Here is an 18,795-nt window from a genome sequence, read left to right on the forward strand (position 1 = left end):
GCAGCTCTCGACGAGGGCTGCTGCAGTGTTGCCTGCGATGGACCGAGTGCACCAGCCCCTCGTCATGTCGTAGCTTCCTCTCTCACCCCGGATAGCTACACTCGGCAGGCGCTGGAGGTGCTCGACGGGGATGGTTGTAGCTTCCTCTCTCACCCCGGATAGCTACACTCGAACCGCCCAGTGGGTGTATGCGTAAGCTTCCCCGATCCGCAGACACCCCATAAGTAGAACTTTCTGGCATGTTTTCCCCAGCCAGGAGGTTCCATGAAGAAGTCCCGTTTCACCGACACCCAGGTCGTCTCGATCCTCAAGCAGGCCGACGCCGGCGTGCCGGTCAAGGACATCTGCCGGCAGGCCGGCATCAGCGTTCCGACCTACTACAAGTGGAAGTCGAAGTACGGCGGCCTGGAGGCCTCCGAGCTGCGGCGTGTCAAGGACCTGGAAGCGGAGAACGCCAGGCTCAAGCGGATGTACGCCGAGCTGGCGCTCGACAACGCCGCGATGAAGGATCTGATCGCAAAAAAACTGTAGGGCCGGAGCAGAAGCGCGAGGCCGTGCGGTACCTGGTCGAGGTGCACACGCGGCCCCTGAGCCGGTCCTGTGATTGCGTTGGGTTGTCGCGGGCAGCGTGGTACCAGCCGCCGGTGCACTGGACGGTACGGGATGCCGAGATCATCGCGGCCCTGGCCGAGGTGGTCGAGAATCGCCCGAGCCGCGGCTTCTGGAAGTGTTGCAAGGTCCTGCGCCGTGCGCGTCGAACCACAAGCGAATCTACCGAGTGTACAAGGCGATGAAGCTCGATCTGCGCCGCAAGGCCAAGCAGCGGCTGCCCAAGCGCGAACGCGTACCGCTCTACGTTCCCCTGCTGCCCGATGCCGTCTGGTCAGCGGATTTCATGGCCGACGCGCTGGCGTGTGGCCGCCGCTTCCGGACCTTCAACGTGGTCGACGACTTCAACCGCGAGGCGCTGCACATCGAGGTCGACACCTCGATCTCGTCCACGCGCCTGGTCCGCATCTTCGAGCAGCTCAAGCGCGACCACGGCCTGCCGCAGGTCCTGCGTACCGACAACGGCCCGGAGTTCCTGGGCGAGGCCTTCGTGCAGTGGGCCAAGCTCAACGGCATGGCCATCCGGTACATCCAGCCCGGCAAGCCCAACCAGAACGCCTGCATCGAACGCTTCAATCGGACCTTCCGCGAGGAGGTCCTGGACCAGCCCCTGTTCACCCGCCTCGACGACGTGCGCGAGGCCGCGTACTGGTGGATGCTCGAGTACAACGAGGAGCGTCCCCACGATTCGCTCGGCGATCTGACCCCGGCCGAGTACCGCCAACGCGTCGCCGGAAGTTCTACTTTTGAAATGCCTGCTTGACGGGGAAGCTTACGCAACGGTGGCGCTTCCTCCAGAGCATCGCTTCGACGCCTCAAACGCGGCCTTCGCGACCGCACGCAAGTCGATCTTTTCTGAACCAAGCGTTTGCTTGTCACGTTGCCCGGTGCGGGACAACCCTGAAAAGGATCCTCCTCGAGCCCTTTCATGAGGGAAATCCCCCTGTCCCGCGCCGCCACTTGCGCCAACACTAGCCAGCAAACCAAACATTTGCTTGGTCATCGCGCGCCGCGCGACGACGGCAAGGAGAAGGCGGCCATCGGGGTGCGCACCTCGCGAGCCGCCGGGTGGCAAGAGGAGACAGTGTGGAGATGAAGATCGCATCGCAGCAAGCCCGGTCCTTCGGCGCCGACGGCATGGTGCAGGGGCCGGCCTCGGGCAAGTTCATGCTCATCACCCCCGACCGCATCTGCTATGCGGGCCTGCTGGGGCGCCCGCTGACGCGGGAGTTCGGCGCACTGACGCTGTACGTGTCGCTGGGCTCGCCGCTGAGCCTGAAGATCCGCGACGGCGCCTGGCAGAGCGGCGAGATGTTCGTCGTGCAGGCGGACACGCCGCACCAGGTCGCGACGGTGGACCGCCGCATCGGCGTCTACATGATCGAGCCGGAGTCGGTGGACCTGGCGCAGCTGCCGCCCGAGCTGGGCTTCCTGGCCACCGAAGGGGGGGCGCAGCTGCACCATCCGGCGATCCGCGAGGCCTTCCTGGCGCTGGCCGGCGGCGACATGCACATCAACGCGGTGCGCACGCGGCTGGACGAGTTCATCCTGGGCGCGCGCATGCCGATGCGGCAGCTCGAGTGCCGCGTCGCGGCGGTGGTCAACCGCATCAAGCGCAACCCGTCGGACAGCGTCAATGCCGAGGACTACGCGCAGCAGGTCGATCTATCATTCTCGCGCTTCCTGCACCTGTTCAAGGAAGAGGTCGGCACCACCTTCCGCCGCTTCCGCGCCTGGAAGCGCGCGCGCAACTTCATGTGCTACGTGAACGCGAACCGCAACCTGACCGACATCGCGCTGGAAACCGGCTACCCGGATTCCTCGCACTTCAGCCACACGGTGCGCCGCTACTGGGGGCTCACGCCCAAGGACATCATGGCCGGTTCGCGCACGCTGGCCGTCATCCACGACGCCAGCCTGGTGTCGACCGCGCACTGATGCCGCCCCGCACCGCCCCCGACGAAGCCCGCCTGGCCCGGCGCACCGCACGCGCGGAGCGCCGCGCGGCGGACCCGGCCGTGCCGCGCGAGCGCATCCTCAACGCGGCGGCGCGCCTGTTCCGCGTGCGTGGCTTCAACGGCACGCCGGTGCGCGACATCGCCGAGGAGGTCGGCATCCTCTCGGGCAGCCTGTTCCATCACTTCCAGTCCAAGGAAGAGATCCTGCTGGAGATCATGCGGGAGGCGGCCTACTCGGCCTGCCTGCAGGCCGAGAAGATCATGCAGGAGGAAAGCGACCCGCTGCGCCAGCTGCGCGCGCTGGTGCGGCTGGAGCTGGGGTTGATCGTGCACGAGCAGCGCGGCGACTACCACGCGGTGCTGTTCTTCGAGTGGCGCCATGCCTCGGAGACCGCCAAGGCGGAACTGACCCGCCTGCGTGCGCGCTACACCGACTGCTGGCGGCGTGCCCTGCGCGACTGCGAGGCCGCAGGCCTGCTGCGCTGCGAGGCGCGCGCGGCGGGGCTGATCCTGCACGGCGCGCTGGGCGGGGCGATGACCTGGTTCCGCCCGCACGGCCACTACAGCGCCGAGGAGTTCGGCGACATCCTGCTGCGCCTGATCGTGGCCTGAACGGCGTGCCCGGTCACCCCCGGCCTCGCGGTTTCGCGGCGCATTTCCTTCCCTTCACGTCCTGATCACCCGCGCGCCATGGACGCAGTACGCGCCGGCATGCCCATCCCGCGTCGCGTGAAAGGCGCATGCCGGCGTCGCGTTGCAGGGCATGGCCCCACGCTAGCAGGTTGACGCAAGTGCGCGCGGGACCAACTTCCTATAGTGCGGCAAGACCGGGCCCACAGACCCGGCGAGGAGACAACGGTGGTGGCACTGCAACTGGTGCTGTCCGGCACCGCGCTTGGCTGCATCTATGCACTGATCGCGCTGGGCTTCGTCCTGATCTACAAGGCGACCGAGACGGTCAACTTCGCCCAGGGCGAGCTGATGATGCTCGGTGCGTTCTGCGCGCTGGTGCTGATGAAGTTCGTCGGCCTGCCGTTCCTGCTCGCGGCGCTGGTGGCCGTGGTCGGCATGGCGTGCTTCGGCGCGCTGATGGAGCGCTGCGTGATCCGTCCCATCCTGGGGCAGCCGCAGTTCACGGTGGTGATGATGACCATCGGCGCCGGCTACGTGATGCGCGGGCTGATCACGATGATCCCGGAGATCGGCACCGACACGCACGTGCTGCCTGCGCCGTATCGCGGCGAGGTGATCCGGATCGGCCCGGCGGTGCTGGGCGCCGAGCAGGTGGTGGTGATCGCCGTGACCGCGCTGCTGTGCGCCGCGCTGTACCTGTTCTTCAAGCACGGCAAGGTCGGCATCGCGATGCAGGCCGCCTCGCAGAACCAGCTGGCGGCGTACTACGTGGGCATCCCGGTGCAGCGCCTCAACGCGCTGGTGTGGGGGCTGTCGGCGGTGGTGGCCACGGTGGCCGGCCTGCTGCTCGCACCCATCATGTTCGTGCACGCGAACATGGGCTTCATCGGCCTCAAGGCCTTCCCGGCGGCGGTGGTGGGCGGCTTCGGCAGCCTGCCGGGCGCGGTGGTCGGCGGCCTGATCATCGGGCTGGCGGAATCGTTCTCCGGCTTCTACCTGCCCGAAGGCTTCAAGGACATCGCCGCGTACATCGTGGTCCTCGTCATGCTCGTGATCATGCCCAACGGCCTGTTCGGAGAGAACCTGCGCAAGAAGGTGTAGCAGCGTGCGTTTCCTCTTCAAGACCGACTACCGCCAGGACCTGCGACTGGTCCGGCACTCCGGCCAGGCCTTCTGGTACGGCCTGCTGATGGTGGCCCTGCTGGCCGCGCCGCTGGTGGCCGACCGCTACTGGCTCTCGCAGCTGTCGTTCATCCTGATCTATGCGATCGCGGGCCTGGGCCTGATGACGCTGGCCGGCTTCACCGGGCTGCTGTCCATCGGGCACGCGGCCTTCCTCGGCGTGGGCGCGTACACGCAGGCGGTGCTGACGCAGGCAGGCGTGCCCTTCGTGCTCGCGCTGGCCGCCGCCGCCGGGCTGTCCGCCGCCGCGGGCGTGGTGGTGGGCCTGCCGGCGCTGCGCGTCAAGGGCATCTACCTCGCGATCGCGACGCTGGCCTTCGGCTTCATCGCCGAGGAAGCGATGGTGCGCTGGGAGGACGTCACCGGCGGCAACAACGGCCTGCTGGTCAAGCCCGCACGCATCCTCGGCATGGACTTCAGTTCCGAGCAGAGCTTCTACTACCTCGCGCTGGTGATCTGCGTGCTGGTCACGCTGGGCGTGCTGCACCTGCTGCGCAGCAAGACCGGGCGCGCTTTCGTGGCGATCCGCGACTCGGAGGTCTCGGCGCAGAGCATGGGCATCCACCTCGCGTACTACAAGACGCTGTCGTTCGCCTTCTCGGCGGCGGTGGTGGGCATCGCCGGGGCGCTGTACGCGCACAAGCTGCGCTTCATCTCGCCGGAGCAGTTCGGCATCCTGCAGTCGGTCGACCTGCTGCTGCTGGTGGTGGTGGGCGGCCTCGGCTCGGTGCACGGGGCCTTCCTCGGCGCGATCTTCATCATCGCGATGCCGCAGGTGATCGTGTTCCTCAAGGACCTGCTGCCCGGCAGCCTGGGCAGCGCCTCGGGCCTGCAGGCGGTGATCTACGGCCTGGTGCTGATGGCCTTCGTGATGTTCGAGCCCACGGGGCTGTACGGGCGCTGGCTGAAGATCCGCACCTGGCTGGACCTGTTCCCCTTCTACCGCCGCGGCATGTTCCGCCGGCAGAAATCCTTCCAACGGTCGGAGCGGCTCAAATGAGCGAGATCGCGATGCCGGAGATCCTGCTGTCCGTCAAGGACCTGTCCATGCACTTCGGCGGCGTGCGCGCCGTCAACGGGGTGAGCTTCGACGTGCGCCGCGGCGAGGTGTTCACGCTGATCGGACCCAACGGCGCCGGCAAGACCACGGTGTTCAACCTGATCAGCCGCATCTACACGCCGACCACCGGGCGCATCGTGTTCCGCGGGCGCGAGATCCACGCCGTGCCGCCGCACGCGATCGCGAAGCTGGGCATTGCGCGCACCTTCCAGAACATCGAGCTGTTCGAACACGCCACCGTGCTGCAGAACCTGCTGATCGGCTACCACGCGCACTGCGAGTCGGGCTTCTGGAGCAACCTGCTGGCCACCCCGCGCTCGCGCCGCGCCGAGCTGGCCGCGCGCCGCAAGGCCGAGGAGGTGATCGACCTGCTCGACCTGCAGGTGTACCGCGACGCCATCGTCGCAGGCCTGCCCTACGGCGTGCGCAAGGTGGTCGAGCTGGCCCGCGCGCTGTGCTCGCAGCCGGAGCTGCTGCTGCTCGACGAACCCTCGTCGGGCCTGAACACCGAAGAGACCGAGGACATGGCCTGGTGGATCCGCGACATCCGCCGCCAGCTCGGCATCACGGTGCTGATGGTCGAGCACGACATGACCCTGGTGTCGCGCGTCTCGGACCGGGTGCTGGCGATGAACCAGGGCGAGGTGCTGGCGCTGGGCAGCGCCGCCGAGGTGCAGCGCCACCCGGGCGTGGTCGAGGCCTACCTGGGCAGCTTCGACGACGTCTCCAACCTGCGGAGGGCGGCATGAGCACGCGCGAGGAACGGGCCGTCCTGCGGCTGGCCAACGTCGAGAGCTCCTACGGGCAGGTCAAGGCGATCCGCGGCATCAGCCTCGGCGTCGCGCGCGGCGAGGTGGTCACGGTGCTGGGCTCCAACGGCGCGGGCAAGACCACCATCCTGAAGACCATCTCGGGCATCCTGGACCCGGACAAGGGCGAGATCCTGTACGACGGCCGCTCCATCGTGGGCGAGGACCCGTCGGTGATCGTGCGGCGCGGCATCAGCCACGTGCCGGAAGGGCGCGAGGTGTTCCCGCTGCTGTCGGTGCGCGACAACCTGCTGATGGGCGCCTACACGCGCAGCGACCGCGACGCCGTGGCGCGCGACCTGGAGATGGTCTACGGCTACTTCCCCATCCTCAAGGAACGCGCGCAGCAGAACGCCGGGCTGCTGTCGGGCGGCCAGCAGCAGATGCTGGCGATCTCGCGCGCGCTGATGGCCGACCCGCAGATCGTGCTGCTCGACGAGCCCAGCCTGGGCCTGAGCCCCAAGCTGACCAAGGAGATCTTCGAGATCGTCGTGCGCATCAACCGCGAGCGCGGCACGACCATCCTGGTCGTGGAGCAGAACGCCAACATGGCGCTCAATGCTGCCGATTACGGCTACGTGCTGGAGAACGGCCGCATCGTCATGGAGGATACCTGTGCGGCGCTGCGCGAGAAGGACGACATCAAGGAGTTCTACCTCGGCATGAAGGATGCCGGCGTGCGCGGCGAGCGACGCTGGAAGAAAAAGAAGAACTGGCGCTAGCGCGATGCAGGAGTGCGCATGAACGGATCGCAGGGACACGTCGAGCGGGCGCAGACCATCGCCCAGCTGTTCTGGCAGCTGGCCGGGGCACGCGGCGACGCCGTGATGATGCGGCAGAAGGAACTCGGCATCTGGCAGTCGTACAGCTGGAACGCGGTGCGCGAGACGGTGAGCGACATCGCCGCCGGCCTGATCGAGCTCGGCCTGCAGCCGGGCGAGGTGATCTCCATCCTCTCGAACACGCGGCGCGAGTGGCTGTGGGCCGACCTGGGCGGGCTGGCCGCGGGCGCCGTGGTCAGCGGCGTCTACCCGACCGACTCGGCCTCGCAGCTGGAGTACCTGTGCGACGACTCGCGCAGCGTCTACCTGTTCGTCGAAGACGAGGAGCAGCTGGACAAGTACCTCACGGTGCGCGAGCGCCTGCCCGGCATGCGCCGCGTCATCGTGTTCGACATGAAGGGCCTGGAGGACTTCGAGGACCCGCAGGTGATGAGCCTGGACCGGCTGTGCGAGCTGGGCCGCGCGCGCCGCCAGCGCCACCCGGACGAGGTGGCGCAGCGCCTGCAGTCGCGCGGCCGCGAGGACCTGGCGATCCTGGTCTACACCTCCGGCACCACCGGCCGCCCGAAGGGTGCGATGCTCTCGAATGCCAACCTGCTGGCGGCGATCGGCGCGCTGGACCGCTTCCTGCCGCGCCTGCACGACGCGGAGCGGGTCAGCTTCCTGCCGATGTGCCACGTCTCGGAGCGCATCATCGGCACCTACTATGCGATGCTGGGCGGCGCGCGCATGAACTTCGTCGAGCGGCCGGAGACGGTGTTCGAGAACATCCAGGAGATCCAGCCGCACCTGTTCGGCGGCGTGCCGCGCATCTGGGAGAAGCTCTACTCGCGCGTCACCACCGCAGTCAGCGAGGCGGCGCCGTTCCAGCAGTGGGCCTACCGCAAGGCGATTGCCTGGGGCATGGCGGCGGCGCGCCACCGCGAGCGCGGCGAGCCGGTGCCCTGGCCGGTGCGCGCGCGCGCCTGGCTGGCGCACGTGCTGGTGCTCGACAACGTGCGCCGCATGATGGGGCTGCACCGCACCCGCGTGGCGATCACCGGGGCCGCGCCGATCTCGCCCGACCTGCTGCGCTGGTACCTGGCGCTGGGCATCGAGCTGGACGAGCTGTGGGGCATGTCCGAACTGGCGGGTGCGGCGGCCTGCAACCCGCCGGGGCGTGCGCGCATCGGCAGCGTCGGCGTCCCGATGCCGGACATGGAGCTGCGCATCTCCCCCGAGGGCGAGCTGCAGGTGCGCGGGCCGCAGGTGTTCATGGGCTACCTCAACCTGCCGGACAAGACCGCCGAGACCTTCGACGACGGCTGGCTCAGGACCGGCGACGTGGGCCGCTGCGACCCGGACGGCTACTTCTACATCACCGACCGGATGAAGGACATCATCATCACGGCCGGGGGCAAGAACATCACGCCGTCGGAGTGGGAGAACCAGCTCAAGTTCAGCCCCTACGTCACCGACGCCGTGGTCATCGGCGACAAGCGGCCCTACCTGACCTGCTTGGTGATGATCGACCAGGAGAACGTCGAGCGCTGGGCGCAGGAACGCAACATCCCGTTTAGCGACTTCCGCTCGCTGACGCGCAACCCCGAGGTGATCCGCCTGATCGGCGAGGAGATCGAGAAGGTCAACCAGGAATTCGCGCGCGTCGAGCAGATCAAGCAGTTCCGGCTGATCGAGCAGCGCCTGACCGCCGAGGACGAGGAGATGACGCCGACGATGAAGCTCAAGCGCAAGCTGGTCAGCCAGAAGTACGCCGAGCTGATCGAGTCCATGTATGCCGCCAAGGCGGCCTGACCCCCCTTCACCACGACCACAGGAGACAACCGGATGAGCATCAAGGCATATGCAGCAGCGGCGGCCTTGTCCATCGCCAGCCTGGCCGCCTCGGCCACGCAGGGCGTGACCGACAAGGAGATCGTCCTCGGCGTGATCACCGACCTCTCGGGCCCGATCGCGCTGTACGGCAAGGAAGCCCGCAACGCCTTCCTGATGAAGGCCGACGAGATCAATGCCAAGGGCGGCATCAACGGCCGCAAGATCAAGCTCATCATCGAGGACAACGCCTACGACCCGAAGCGGGCATTGATGGCGGCGCAGAAGCTGGTGGTGCGCGACCAGGTGTTCGCGGTGCTGGGGCACCTGGGCACGGCCACCGCGCTGGCCGCGCAGCCGATCCTGCTGGAGAACAAGGTCTACAACTTCCTGCCGCAGGCGGCCTCGAAGGAACTGTACGACCCGCCCAGCCCCTACAAGATCGGGCTGGCACCCTCGTACCACTCGATGGCGCGTGCCTCGCTGGCCCACCTGCTGAGCAAGAAGAAGTACGAGCGCATCGGCATCCTGTACCAGGACGACGAGATGGGCCAGGACGTGCTGCGCGGCATGGAGGACTACCTGAAGTCCATCAACCGCTCGCTGGTCGAGAAGACCTCGTACAAGCGCGGCGCCACCGACTTCTCGTCGCAGATGGCCAAGCTGCGTGCGGCCAACTGTGACCTGGTCCTGCTGGGCACCACGCTGCGCGAGGCGGTCGGCGCGGTGCTGGAAGCGCGCAAGCTGGGCTTCAATCCGGAGTTCCTCGCCTCGGCGGCCAGCTACTCCAACCAGGTGCCGGCGCTGGGCGGCAAGGCGATGGACGGCCTGTACGCCGCGACCTTCACGCCGATCCCGTACGCGGATGACCCGAACCCGGCGGTGCGCGCGTACTACGAGGCGTACAAGAAGCGCTTCAACGAGGACCCGGGCCTGTACTCGATGTACTCGAACTACACGCTCGACGTGTTCGCCAAGGTGGCGGAGAAGGTCGGTCCCAACCTCACCACCGAGGCCTTCAACCAGGCGCTCAAGACGGTCAAGCTCCAGCCCGACGAGCTGGGCAACCCGGGCTTCGACGTGAGCGACAACCACCGCCTGGCGGTGCGCAAGATCCGCCTGGTGCAGATCGTGGACGGCAAGTGGCGCGTCGTCAGCGACTGGCTGGACACGAAAGAGTGACCATGAGCCATGACCCGGCACCGCGGCTGCCCTGGGCAGCGCTGTTCGGGCTGCAGGGGCGCACGGCGCTGATCGCCGGCGCCTCCAGCGGCATCGGACGACACATCGCAGGGGTCTACGCCGCCGCCGGCGCGCAGGTCGTGCTGGCGGCGCGCCGCATGGACCGCCTCGCCGAGGCCGTGGCGCAGCTGCGCGGTCAGGGCCATGCGGCCCACGGCGTGGCGCTGGACGTGACCCGCGGCGAGACCATCGCCGCCGCGTTCGATGCGGCCGAGCAGGTGGCCGGCGCGCCGGTCGACATCCTCTACAACAACGCCGGCATCATCTACAGCAAGCCGTTCATCGAGCAGGACGAGGCCGAGATCGCGCGCGTGTTCGACACCAACCTCAAGGGCGCCATGCTGGTGGCCCAGGAGGCGGCACGCCGCATGGTGCGGCGCCGCAGCGGGGTGATCATCAACATCGCCTCCTCGGCCGGGCTGCGCGCCGGCGGCACGCTGTCGAGCTACTGCGCCTCCAAGGCGGCGCTGGTGCACCTGACCCACGTGATGGCGCTGGAGCTGGCCAGCAAGGGCATCCGCGTCAACGCGATCTGCCCCGGCAACATCGCCACCGACATGCAGGAGGCGCTCAAGCCCTTCGAGGAGACGCTCGTCAAGCGCACGCCGATGCGCCGCTTCGGGCAGCCCGACGACCTGGACGGCGTCTCGCTGCTGCTGGCAGCCGATGCCGGCCGCTACATCACCGGCGCGGCGATCCCGGTCGACGGCGGACAGGTGCTGACCTGGATGTGACCGGTACGGCGCCAAATGAAGAAAGGGGGCTGCGGCCCCCATTCTTCATGGCGTTGCGGCATCCGCCGTCAGGCGGGCCGCGCACCACCGGAGCGGGTGCCCAGCCGCGTGCCGGCCAATACCAGGCCCAGGCCGACCAGGTGCCACAGCGTGAGTGATTCGCCGAGGAACAGCACCGACACCAGCACCGAGAACACCGGCATCCAGTACAGCCAGACCGAGGCGCGGCTCATCCCGATGCGCCCGATCGCGACGTTCCACATCAGGCCGCCGATGCCGGTGGACACCACGCCCGAGAGCACCGCGACCCACCACCACAGCGGGTCGGGCGACAGGCGCGGCGCAGCGCCGGTGGCCCAGGCCTGCGCGCTGCCGTGCAGCAGCAGGCAGGCCGCGCCGACCGCGTGGACGAACAGGCTGATGCGCAGCGCGTCGATGCCGCGCGCCAGGCGCTGCACCAGCACCGCGCCGAAGGTGAACGACAGCACCGCAAGCAGCACCAGCAGGTCGCCGACGCCGGCCTCGGCCAGCTCGGCCGCCGGGCGGTGCAGGATCACCAGCGCGACGCCGGCCAGGCCCAGCATGGCGCCCGCGAGGCGCCGGCCACCGAGGCGCTCGCCGAGCAGCAGCAGCGCGACCAGGCCCGACAGCAGCGGGTTGAGCGCGGTGATCAGCGAGGCGTTGGTGGCGCTGCTGCGCGCGATGCCGACGGCCAGCAGCCACTGGTTGATGTAGACCATCAGGATGCCGCAGGCGGTGAGCGCGCACAGCTGGCGGAGGTTGAGTGCCCAGCCGGACGGGCGGGCATGCAGCACCAGCAGCGCCTGCGGCAGGCAGGCCACGCCCATGCGCAGGCCGGACAGCCACAGCGGGTCGAAGTGCGTCGACAGCAGCTTGATGACGGGCAGGCTGGTGCCCCACAGCACGGTGGTGGCAAGCAGCAGCCAACGGACGTCGGTGCGCGGTGACGTGGCGGTCGTGTCGATGGCCGTCTCTCCTGACGCCGCGATGATGCCCGCGCGCCCGGGCGGGCGCTTGTGTCAACTGGCCGCGGCGCCGCAGCAGCCACTTGACGCAAGCCTCGCCGGGGCTCGGCTGGTAGCTTGAGGCCTTCTTCCGACAGTTGCACAGGACCCCATGAGCGATCTGGTCACCCTCGAAGTCCGCGGCGCGATCGGCGTGCTGCACATCGACAACCCGCCCGTCAACGCGCTCTCGTCCGGCGTGGTGCAGGGCCTGCAATGCGTGGTCGCGGCGATCGAGGGCGACACGCGGCTCAAGGCGATCGTCGTGCATGCGCACGGCCGCACCTTCGTCGCGGGCGGCGACATCTCCGAGTTCTCCAGGCCCGGCTTCACGGCCCGTCCGTTCAACGAGACGCTGGCGCGGCTGGAGCGGCTTTCCATCCCGGTGGTCGCGGCACTGCACGGCACCACGCTGGGCGGCGGGCTGGAACTGGCGATGGCCTGCCACTACCGCATCGCCGCGGCAGGCACCAAGCTGGGCCTGCCCGAGGTGCTGCTCGGCATCCTGCCGGGGTCGCTGGGCACGCAGCGCCTGCCGCGCCTGGTCGGCGTGCGCATGGCGCTGGACATGATCCTGTCGGGCAAGCCGATTGCCGCGCAGAAGGCGCTCGAGGCCGGCCTGGTCGACGCGGTGGTCGAGGCCGCGGACAACGACGCACTGCTGAACGAGGCGATGGCCTACGCGAACCGCCTGGTCGAGCAGGGCCAGGGCGCGCGCCGCACCAGCGAGCGCCAGGTGTCGCTGGAAGGCGTGGAGCCCGACTTCTTCGACAAGGCGCTGGCCGAGGCAAAGACCAGGAAGGCCGCCTACCCCGCGCCGCAGCGCATCGTGCGCTGCGTGCAGGCCGCCGCGACGCTGCCGTTCGACCAGGGCGAGGCGCTGGAGGCGCAGCTGTTCGAGGCGTGCCGCACCTCGCCGGAGTCGGGCGCGCTGCGCCACCTGTTCTTCGCCGAGCGGGCCGCGACCAAGATCCCCGGCGTGCCGGCGGACGTCGCGCCGCGGCCGATCCGCAAGGTCGGCGTGCTGGGCGCGGGCACCATGGGCGGCGGCATCGCGATGAACTTCGCCAACGTCGGCATCCCGGTGACCATCGTCGAGACCAGCCAGGCCGCGCTGGACCGGGGCCTGGGCATCGTGCGCAAGAACTACGAGGCCAGCGCCGCCAAGGGCAAGCTGCGCCCGGACGACCCGGACAAGCGCATGGCGCTGCTGACCGGCGCGCTGGACATCGCCGCGGTGGCCGACTGCGACCTGGTGATCGAGGCCGTGTTCGAGAACATGGACCTCAAGATGGACGTGGCCCGCCGCCTCGGCCAGGTCTGCAAGCCCGGCGCGATCATCGCGAGCAACACCTCGACGCTGGACATCGACATGCTGGCCGAGGCCAGCGGTCGCCCGGCCGATTTCCTCGGCATGCACTTCTTCAGCCCGGCCAACGTGATGCGGTTGCTGGAGATCGTGCGCGGCGCGAAGACCGCGCCGGACGTGCTGGGCACCATCGTGAAGCTGGCGCGCACCATCGCCAAGGTGCCGGTGGTCTCGGGCGTGTGCTACGGCTTCATCGGCAACCGCATGCTCGAGCCCTACCTGCGCGAGGCCGACTTCCTGCTGATGGAAGGCGTCACGCCCGAGCGCATCGACCGCGCGATCCAGTCGCTCGGCCTCCCGATGGGGCCTTGCCGCATGCTGGACCTGGCCGGCCTGGACGTGGCGGCCAAGGTGGTGATCGAGCGAGACAAGGCCGGCGGGCTGCCCGACGACCCCTCGTACCGCAGCGTGGTGCGCAAGATGATGGACCTGGGCCGCTTCGGGCAGAAGACCGGCGCGGGCTACTACCGCTACGAGGGCCGCACGCCGCTGCACGACCCCGAGGTCGACCGGGTCTGTGCCGAGCTGGCGCAGCAGCACGGCATCCGCCGCCGCGCCGACGAGGTCACCGACCAGGAAATCATCGAGCGCTGTGTCTATCCGCTGATCAACGAGGGCGTGAAGATCCTCGAGGAAGGCATCGCCTACCGGCCCGGCGACATCGACCTGGTCTGGATCAACGGCTACGGCTTCCCCGACTTCCGCGGCGGGCCGATGCACATGGCCGACGCGATCGGGCTGGCGCACATCGCCGAGCGCCTGGACCACTACGCCCGCGAGCGCGGCGACGCGCATGGCTACTGGACGCGCGCCGCCCTGCTGACGGACATGATCGCCCAGGGCCGCAAGTTCGCCGACTGGCCGTTCAAGTGAATCACCACCGGAGCATTCCATGAGAGAAGCAGTCATCGTTTCCACCGCGCGCACCCCGATCGGCCGGGCCTTCCGCGGCGCCCTCAACAACATCAAGTCGCCGACCATGACCGCGCACGCGATCCGCCACGCGGTGCAGCGCGCGGGCGTGGACGGCGCGGAGATCGACGACGTCGTGATCGGCACCGTGCTGTCGGCCGGCACCGCCGGCGGCAACCTGGCGCGCAACGCGGCGCTGGCGGCCGGGCTGCCGATGACGGTGGCGGCGCAGACCATCGACCGCCAGTGCTCTTCGGGCTTGATGGCGATCGCGATCGCGGCCAAGCAGATCATGGTCGACGGCATGCAGGTCACGGTGGCCGGCGGCCAGGACAACATCTCCGCGGTGCAGAACCGCTACATGGCCTGGACCGCCGAGGACGCGGACCCGAACGTCATCGCCGCTGCGCCGCACGCCTACATGCCGATGCTGCAGACGGCCGAGTACGTCTCGAAGAAGTACGGCATCACCCGCGAGGCGCAGGACATCTACTCGGCCGAGTCGCAGCGCCGCACCGCGCTGGCACAGCAGCAGGGCCTGTTCGACGCCGAGATCGTGCCGGTCACGGCGACGATGGCGGTGGTCGACAAGGACACCAAGGAAGTCAGCTACAAGGAAGTGACGCTTTCGCGCGACGAGGGCAACCGACCCGAGACCACGGTCGAGACGCTGGCGGGCCTGAAGCCCGTGATCGAAGGCGGCGTGGTGACGGCCGGCAACGCCAGCCAGCTGTCCGACGGCGCCTCGGCCTGCGTGCTGATGGAGCGCAAGCTGGCCGAGCAGCGCGGGCTGCAGCCGCTGGGCATCTACCGCGGCATCGCGGTCGCCGGCTGCGAGCCGGAGGAAATGGGCATCGGCCCGGTCTACGCGATCCCCAAGCTGCTCAAGCAGCACGGCCTGAAGGTCGACGACATCGGCTTGTGGGAGCTCAACGAGGCGTTCGCCTGCCAGGTGCTGTACTGCCGCGACAAGCTGGGCATCGATCCGGAGAAGTACAACGTCAACGGCGGCAGCATCTCGATCGGCCACCCGTACGGCATGACCGGATCGCGCCTGGTGGGCCACGCGCTGATCGAGGGCAAGCGGCGCGGCGTGCGCTACGTCGTGATCTCGATGTGCGTGGGCGGCGGCATGGGGGCGGCCGGGCTGTTCGAGGTGGTCTGATGGAATCGCTGCTGCTGTCGCGCCGCGACCTGGAGTTCATGCTGTTCGAGTGGCTGCAGGTGCAGTCGCTTGCCGAACGCGAGCGCTACGCAGACCACTCGCGCGAGACGTTGTCGGCGGCGCTGGACACCTACGAGGCCATCGCGCGCGACTTCTTCGCACCCCACAACAAGAAGAACGACCAGCATGAGCCGCAGTTCGACGGCGAGCGCGTGACCGTGATCCCCGAGGTGAAGGCCGCGCTGCGGGCCTTCTCCGAGGCGGGGCTGATGGCCGCGCGCCAGGACTACGAGCTGGGCGGCATGCAGCTGCCGTTCGCGGTCGAGCGTGCGGGCGTGGCCTACGCGATGGCGGCCAACCTGGCGACCAGCGGCTTCGCGTTCCTGACCATCGCCAATGCCGAGCTGCTGCTGACCTACGGCACGCCCGAGCAGGTCGACCGCTACGTGCGGCCGATGATGCAGGGGCGCTTCTTCGGCACGATGTGCCTGTCCGAGCCGCAGGCCGGTTCGTCGCTCGGCGACATCCGCACGCGCGCCGAGCCGCGCCCGGACGGCACCTACCGCCTGTTCGGCAACAAGATGTGGATCTCGGGCGGCGAGCACGAGGTGTCCGAGAACATCGTCCACCTGGTGCTGGCCAAGATCCCCAACCCGGACGGCAGCCTGCCGCCCGGCGTGCAGGGCATCTCGCTGTTCCTGGTGCCGCGCCGGCTGGTGCAGCCCGACGGCTCGCTCGGCGAGCGCAACGACGTGGTGCTCGCCGGCCTGAACCACAAGATGGGCTACCGCGGCCTGCCCAACTGCCTGCTCAACTTCGGCGAGGGCAGGCACACGCCGCAGGGCGAGCCGGGGGCGCTGGGCTACCTGGTGGGCGAGGCGGGCAAGGGGCTCGCCTGCATGTTCAAGATGATGAACGAGGCGCGCATCGCGGTGGGCCTGTCGGCCGCGGTGCTCGGCTACACCGGCTACCTGCATGCGCTGGACTACGCGCGCAACCGCCCGCAGGGGCGGCTGCCCGGGCAGAAGGACCCGACCCAGCCGCAGGTGCCGATCGTGCGCCACCCCGACGTCAAGCGCATGCTGCTGACCCAGAAGGCCTATGCCGAGGGCGGGCTGGCGCTGGCGCTGTACAGCGCGCGGCTGATCGACGAGCAGCACAGCGCGCCGGACGCCCAGGCGCGCATCGATGCCGAGCGCCTGCTGGACCTGCTGACGCCGGTGACCAAGAGCTGGCCCTCGCAGTGGTGCCTGGAGGCGAACTCGCTGGCGATCCAGGTGCACGGCGGCTACGGCTACACGCGCGAATACAACGTCGAGCAGTTCTACCGCGACAACCGGCTCAACCCGATCCACGAGGGCACGCACGGCATCCAGGCGCTGGACCTGCTGGGGCGCAAGCTGCGCCTGCATGACGGCGCCTCGCTGGCGCTGCTCGACGCGCGCGTGCGCGACACCATCGCCCGTGCCCGCGCCGGCGGTGATGCGGCGCTGGCCGCGCACGCGCAGGCGCTGGAGGACATCTGGGGGCACCTGGGCGAGACGACCACGCGCCTGCTGGCCGTGCCCGATGCCGATGCGCGCCTGGCCAACGCCGGTCCCTGCCTCGAGGCCTTCGGCCACGTGGTGATGGCCTGGATCTGGCTGGAGCAGGGCATCGCCGCCGCGCAAGGGCTCGCGAGCGCGGACGACGAGCGCTCGCAGCACTTCTACCGCGGCAAGCTGCAGGCCTGCCGCTACTTCTTCCACTGGGAGCTGCCGCGCGTGCCCGGCTGGCTGGCGGTGCTCGACCCGGTGGACCTGACGTGCGCCGAGATGCAGGACGAGTGGTTCTGACGACGGCACGTTCCCGAGGAGACCGCCCATGCGCGACCTGACGCTCAGCGCCGCGATCCGCCGCCAGGGTCGCGACCGGCCGCAGGCCATCGCCTGCATCGACCCGCAACGCACGTGGACCTTCGGCGACATCGACCGGGAATCCAGCCGGGTCGCCCAGGGACTGAAGTCGCTCGGCGTGGGGCCGGGCGACCGGGTGGCCTGCCTCAGCAAGCACGCGGCGCCGTCCATCGTGCTGGTGCTGGCCGCGTGCAAGATCGGGGCGGTCGGCATGCCGATCAACTGGCGCCTGGCCGCGCCGGAGATCGAGTACGTGCTCAACAACGGCGAGGCGAAGTTCCTGATGGTCGACCGCGCCTTCCAGGAGACGGTGGGGCGCGCCGTGGTGCCCAGCCTGCGCCACGTGGTGTCGACCGAGGAGGGGGCGCCGCTGGAGAGCTTCGCCACCTGGCGTGCGCGTTTCCAGCCTCAGGACCCGGGCCACGAGGCCGACCCGCAGGACACCGCGGTGCAGCTGTTCTCGTCCGGCACCACCGGGCTGCCCAAGGGCATCGAGCTCACGCACGCCAACCTGACGCTGATGAACGAGCTGTATGCCGAGGACATGGGCTACGACGGCAGCCGCTCGGTGTTCCTCAACGCGCTGCCGTTCTTCCACATCGCGGGCATCAACAGCACGCTGATGCCGCTGATCGAAGGCGGCATGAATGTGCTGGTGCCGGAGTTCGATCCGGCGCACGTCATCTCCATCATCGGCGAGCGGCGCATCACGCACACCTTCGTCGTGCCGGCGATGATGCTTTTCATGCTGCAGTCGCCGGCTGCGCAGCGGGGCGACTTCTCCACGCTGCAGGTGATCGCCTACGGCGGCTCCCCGGTGGCCGAGCAGGTGCTGATCGACGCGCAGCGCACCTTCGGCTGCCAGCTGGTGCAGATCTACGGGATGACCGAGTCGGCCGGCACGCTCACCGCGCTGCGCGCCGAGGACCATGACCCGGGCGGCCCGCGCGCGCACCTGCTGCGTTCGGCCGGGCGGCCGATCCGCAGCGTCGAGATGCGCATCGTCGATCCGTCCAGCGGCGCCGACGTGAAGGAAGGCGAGGTCGGCGAGATCTGGGTGCGCTCGTTGCACAACATGAAGGGTTACTGGCGCAACCCCCAGGCCACGGCCGAGGTGTTCCCGCTCGGGCGCGACGAGCACGGCGGCTGGATGCGCACCGGCGATGCGGGCTACATGAAGGAGGGCTACCTCTACATCCACGACCGGATCAAGGACATGATCATCTCCGGCGGCGAGAACATCTACCCGGCCGAGGTCGAGAACGCGCTGGCCTTCCACCCCGCGGTCGCGGAATGCGCCGTGATCGGCGTGCCCGACCCGACCTGGGGTGAGGCGGTCAAGGCCTGCGTGGTGCTCAAGCCGGGCGCCTCGGCCACGGCGGAGGAGATCATCCGCTTCACGCGCGAACGGCTCGCGCACTACAAGTGCCCGAAGTCGGTGGACTTCTACGAATCCCTGCCGCGCAACCCGTCGGGCAAGCTGCTCAAGCGCGTGCTGCGCGAGCCCTACTGGAAGGCGGTCGACCGCCAGGTCAGCTGAGGCCGCGTTCTCATCCGATGCGAGGCGCCCCCCGGCGGGCGCCTTGCTGTTGGTCATCGGGGGCAACC

At 69.0% G+C, this 18,795-nt stretch carries 14 protein-coding genes and 1 pseudogene; 14 read left to right on the top strand and 1 reads right to left on the bottom strand.

The features are described 5' to 3' along the window. Positions 1–264 precede the first annotated feature (264 nt). The 10 genes and pseudogenes from IS481_RS02775 to IS481_RS02820 all read left to right on the top strand — a co-directional run bounded on the left by IS481_RS02775 (position 265) and on the right by IS481_RS02820 (position 10,821). Positions 265–1,372 (top strand): annotated as a pseudogene (locus IS481_RS02775) (IS3 family transposase). A gap of 329 nt (positions 1,373–1,701) precedes the next feature. Then, entirely contained in the window at positions 1,702–2,547 is an 846-nt protein-coding gene (locus tag IS481_RS02780) for a helix-turn-helix domain-containing protein (RefSeq protein ID WP_104357104.1), read from the top strand. Further along, on the top strand, positions 2,547–3,179 hold the full coding sequence (locus IS481_RS02785) for a TetR/AcrR family transcriptional regulator (RefSeq protein ID WP_104357105.1): 633 nt from the start codon (positions 2,547–2,549) through the stop codon (positions 3,177–3,179). Before IS481_RS02780 ends, IS481_RS02785 begins: the two co-directional genes overlap by 1 nt. 246 nt (positions 3,180–3,425) lie before the next feature. Continuing rightward, complete coding sequence (locus IS481_RS02790; RefSeq protein ID WP_104357106.1) at positions 3,426–4,301, top strand: branched-chain amino acid ABC transporter permease; 876 nt, start codon at positions 3,426–3,428, stop codon at positions 4,299–4,301. A 4-nt stretch (positions 4,302–4,305) separates the two neighbouring features. Continuing rightward, positions 4,306–5,382, top strand: coding sequence for a branched-chain amino acid ABC transporter permease (locus IS481_RS02795; RefSeq protein ID WP_104357107.1), 1,077 nt, complete (start codon positions 4,306–4,308; stop codon positions 5,380–5,382). Beyond that, on the top strand, positions 5,379–6,191 hold the full coding sequence (locus IS481_RS02800; RefSeq protein ID WP_232529441.1) for an ABC transporter ATP-binding protein: 813 nt from the start codon (positions 5,379–5,381) through the stop codon (positions 6,189–6,191). The genes IS481_RS02795 and IS481_RS02800 overlap by 4 nt, the downstream gene beginning before the upstream one ends. Continuing rightward, positions 6,188–6,973: an ABC transporter ATP-binding protein gene (locus IS481_RS02805; protein WP_104357108.1), complete on the top strand. Its 786-nt coding sequence runs from the start codon at positions 6,188–6,190 to the stop codon at positions 6,971–6,973. Before IS481_RS02800 ends, IS481_RS02805 begins: the two co-directional genes overlap by 4 nt. 18 nt (positions 6,974–6,991) lie before the next feature. Beyond that, complete coding sequence (locus IS481_RS02810) at positions 6,992–8,827, top strand: AMP-dependent synthetase/ligase (protein WP_104357109.1); 1,836 nt, start codon at positions 6,992–6,994, stop codon at positions 8,825–8,827. Positions 8,828–8,860: 33 nt separating this feature from the next. Continuing rightward, on the top strand, positions 8,861–10,027 hold the full coding sequence (locus IS481_RS02815; RefSeq protein WP_104357110.1) for an ABC transporter substrate-binding protein: 1,167 nt from the start codon (positions 8,861–8,863) through the stop codon (positions 10,025–10,027). Between the two features lie 2 nt (positions 10,028–10,029). Further along, positions 10,030–10,821 carry an SDR family NAD(P)-dependent oxidoreductase gene (locus tag IS481_RS02820; protein WP_104357111.1) on the top strand — a complete coding sequence of 264 codons (792 nt, stop codon included), beginning with the start codon at positions 10,030–10,032 and terminating at the stop codon, positions 10,819–10,821. Between the two features lie 68 nt (positions 10,822–10,889). On the opposite strand, the gene IS481_RS02825 is transcribed toward IS481_RS02820, so the two are convergent. Further along, the gene (locus tag IS481_RS02825; protein ID WP_336470044.1) at positions 10,890–11,834 is read right to left on the bottom strand and encodes a DMT family transporter; all 945 of its coding nucleotides are present in this window, start codon (positions 11,832–11,834) and stop codon (positions 10,890–10,892) included. A gap of 124 nt (positions 11,835–11,958) precedes the next feature. Between IS481_RS02825 and IS481_RS02830 the strand changes: the two genes are divergently transcribed. From IS481_RS02830 to IS481_RS02845, 4 genes are read left to right on the top strand one after another with little or no spacing between them, the layout of a single operon-like run. After that, positions 11,959–14,088: a 3-hydroxyacyl-CoA dehydrogenase NAD-binding domain-containing protein gene (locus tag IS481_RS02830; protein ID WP_104357113.1), complete on the top strand. Its 2,130-nt coding sequence runs from the start codon at positions 11,959–11,961 to the stop codon at positions 14,086–14,088. Positions 14,089–14,107: 19 nt separating this feature from the next. Next, on the top strand, positions 14,108–15,292 hold the full coding sequence (locus IS481_RS02835; RefSeq protein WP_104357114.1) for an acetyl-CoA C-acyltransferase: 1,185 nt from the start codon (positions 14,108–14,110) through the stop codon (positions 15,290–15,292). Continuing rightward, positions 15,292–17,127: an acyl-CoA dehydrogenase gene (locus IS481_RS02840; RefSeq protein WP_104357115.1), complete on the top strand. Its 1,836-nt coding sequence runs from the start codon at positions 15,292–15,294 to the stop codon at positions 17,125–17,127. Before IS481_RS02835 ends, IS481_RS02840 begins: the two co-directional genes overlap by 1 nt. Positions 17,128–17,155: 28 nt before the next feature. Beyond that, positions 17,156–18,727 carry a long-chain-fatty-acid--CoA ligase gene (locus IS481_RS02845; RefSeq protein WP_104357116.1) on the top strand — a complete coding sequence of 524 codons (1,572 nt, stop codon included), beginning with the start codon at positions 17,156–17,158 and terminating at the stop codon, positions 18,725–18,727. Positions 18,728–18,795 lie beyond the last annotated feature (68 nt).

This window comes from Caldimonas thermodepolymerans (assembly GCF_015476235.1).
Taxonomy (GTDB): Bacteria; Pseudomonadota; Gammaproteobacteria; order Burkholderiales; family Burkholderiaceae_C; genus Caldimonas; species Caldimonas thermodepolymerans.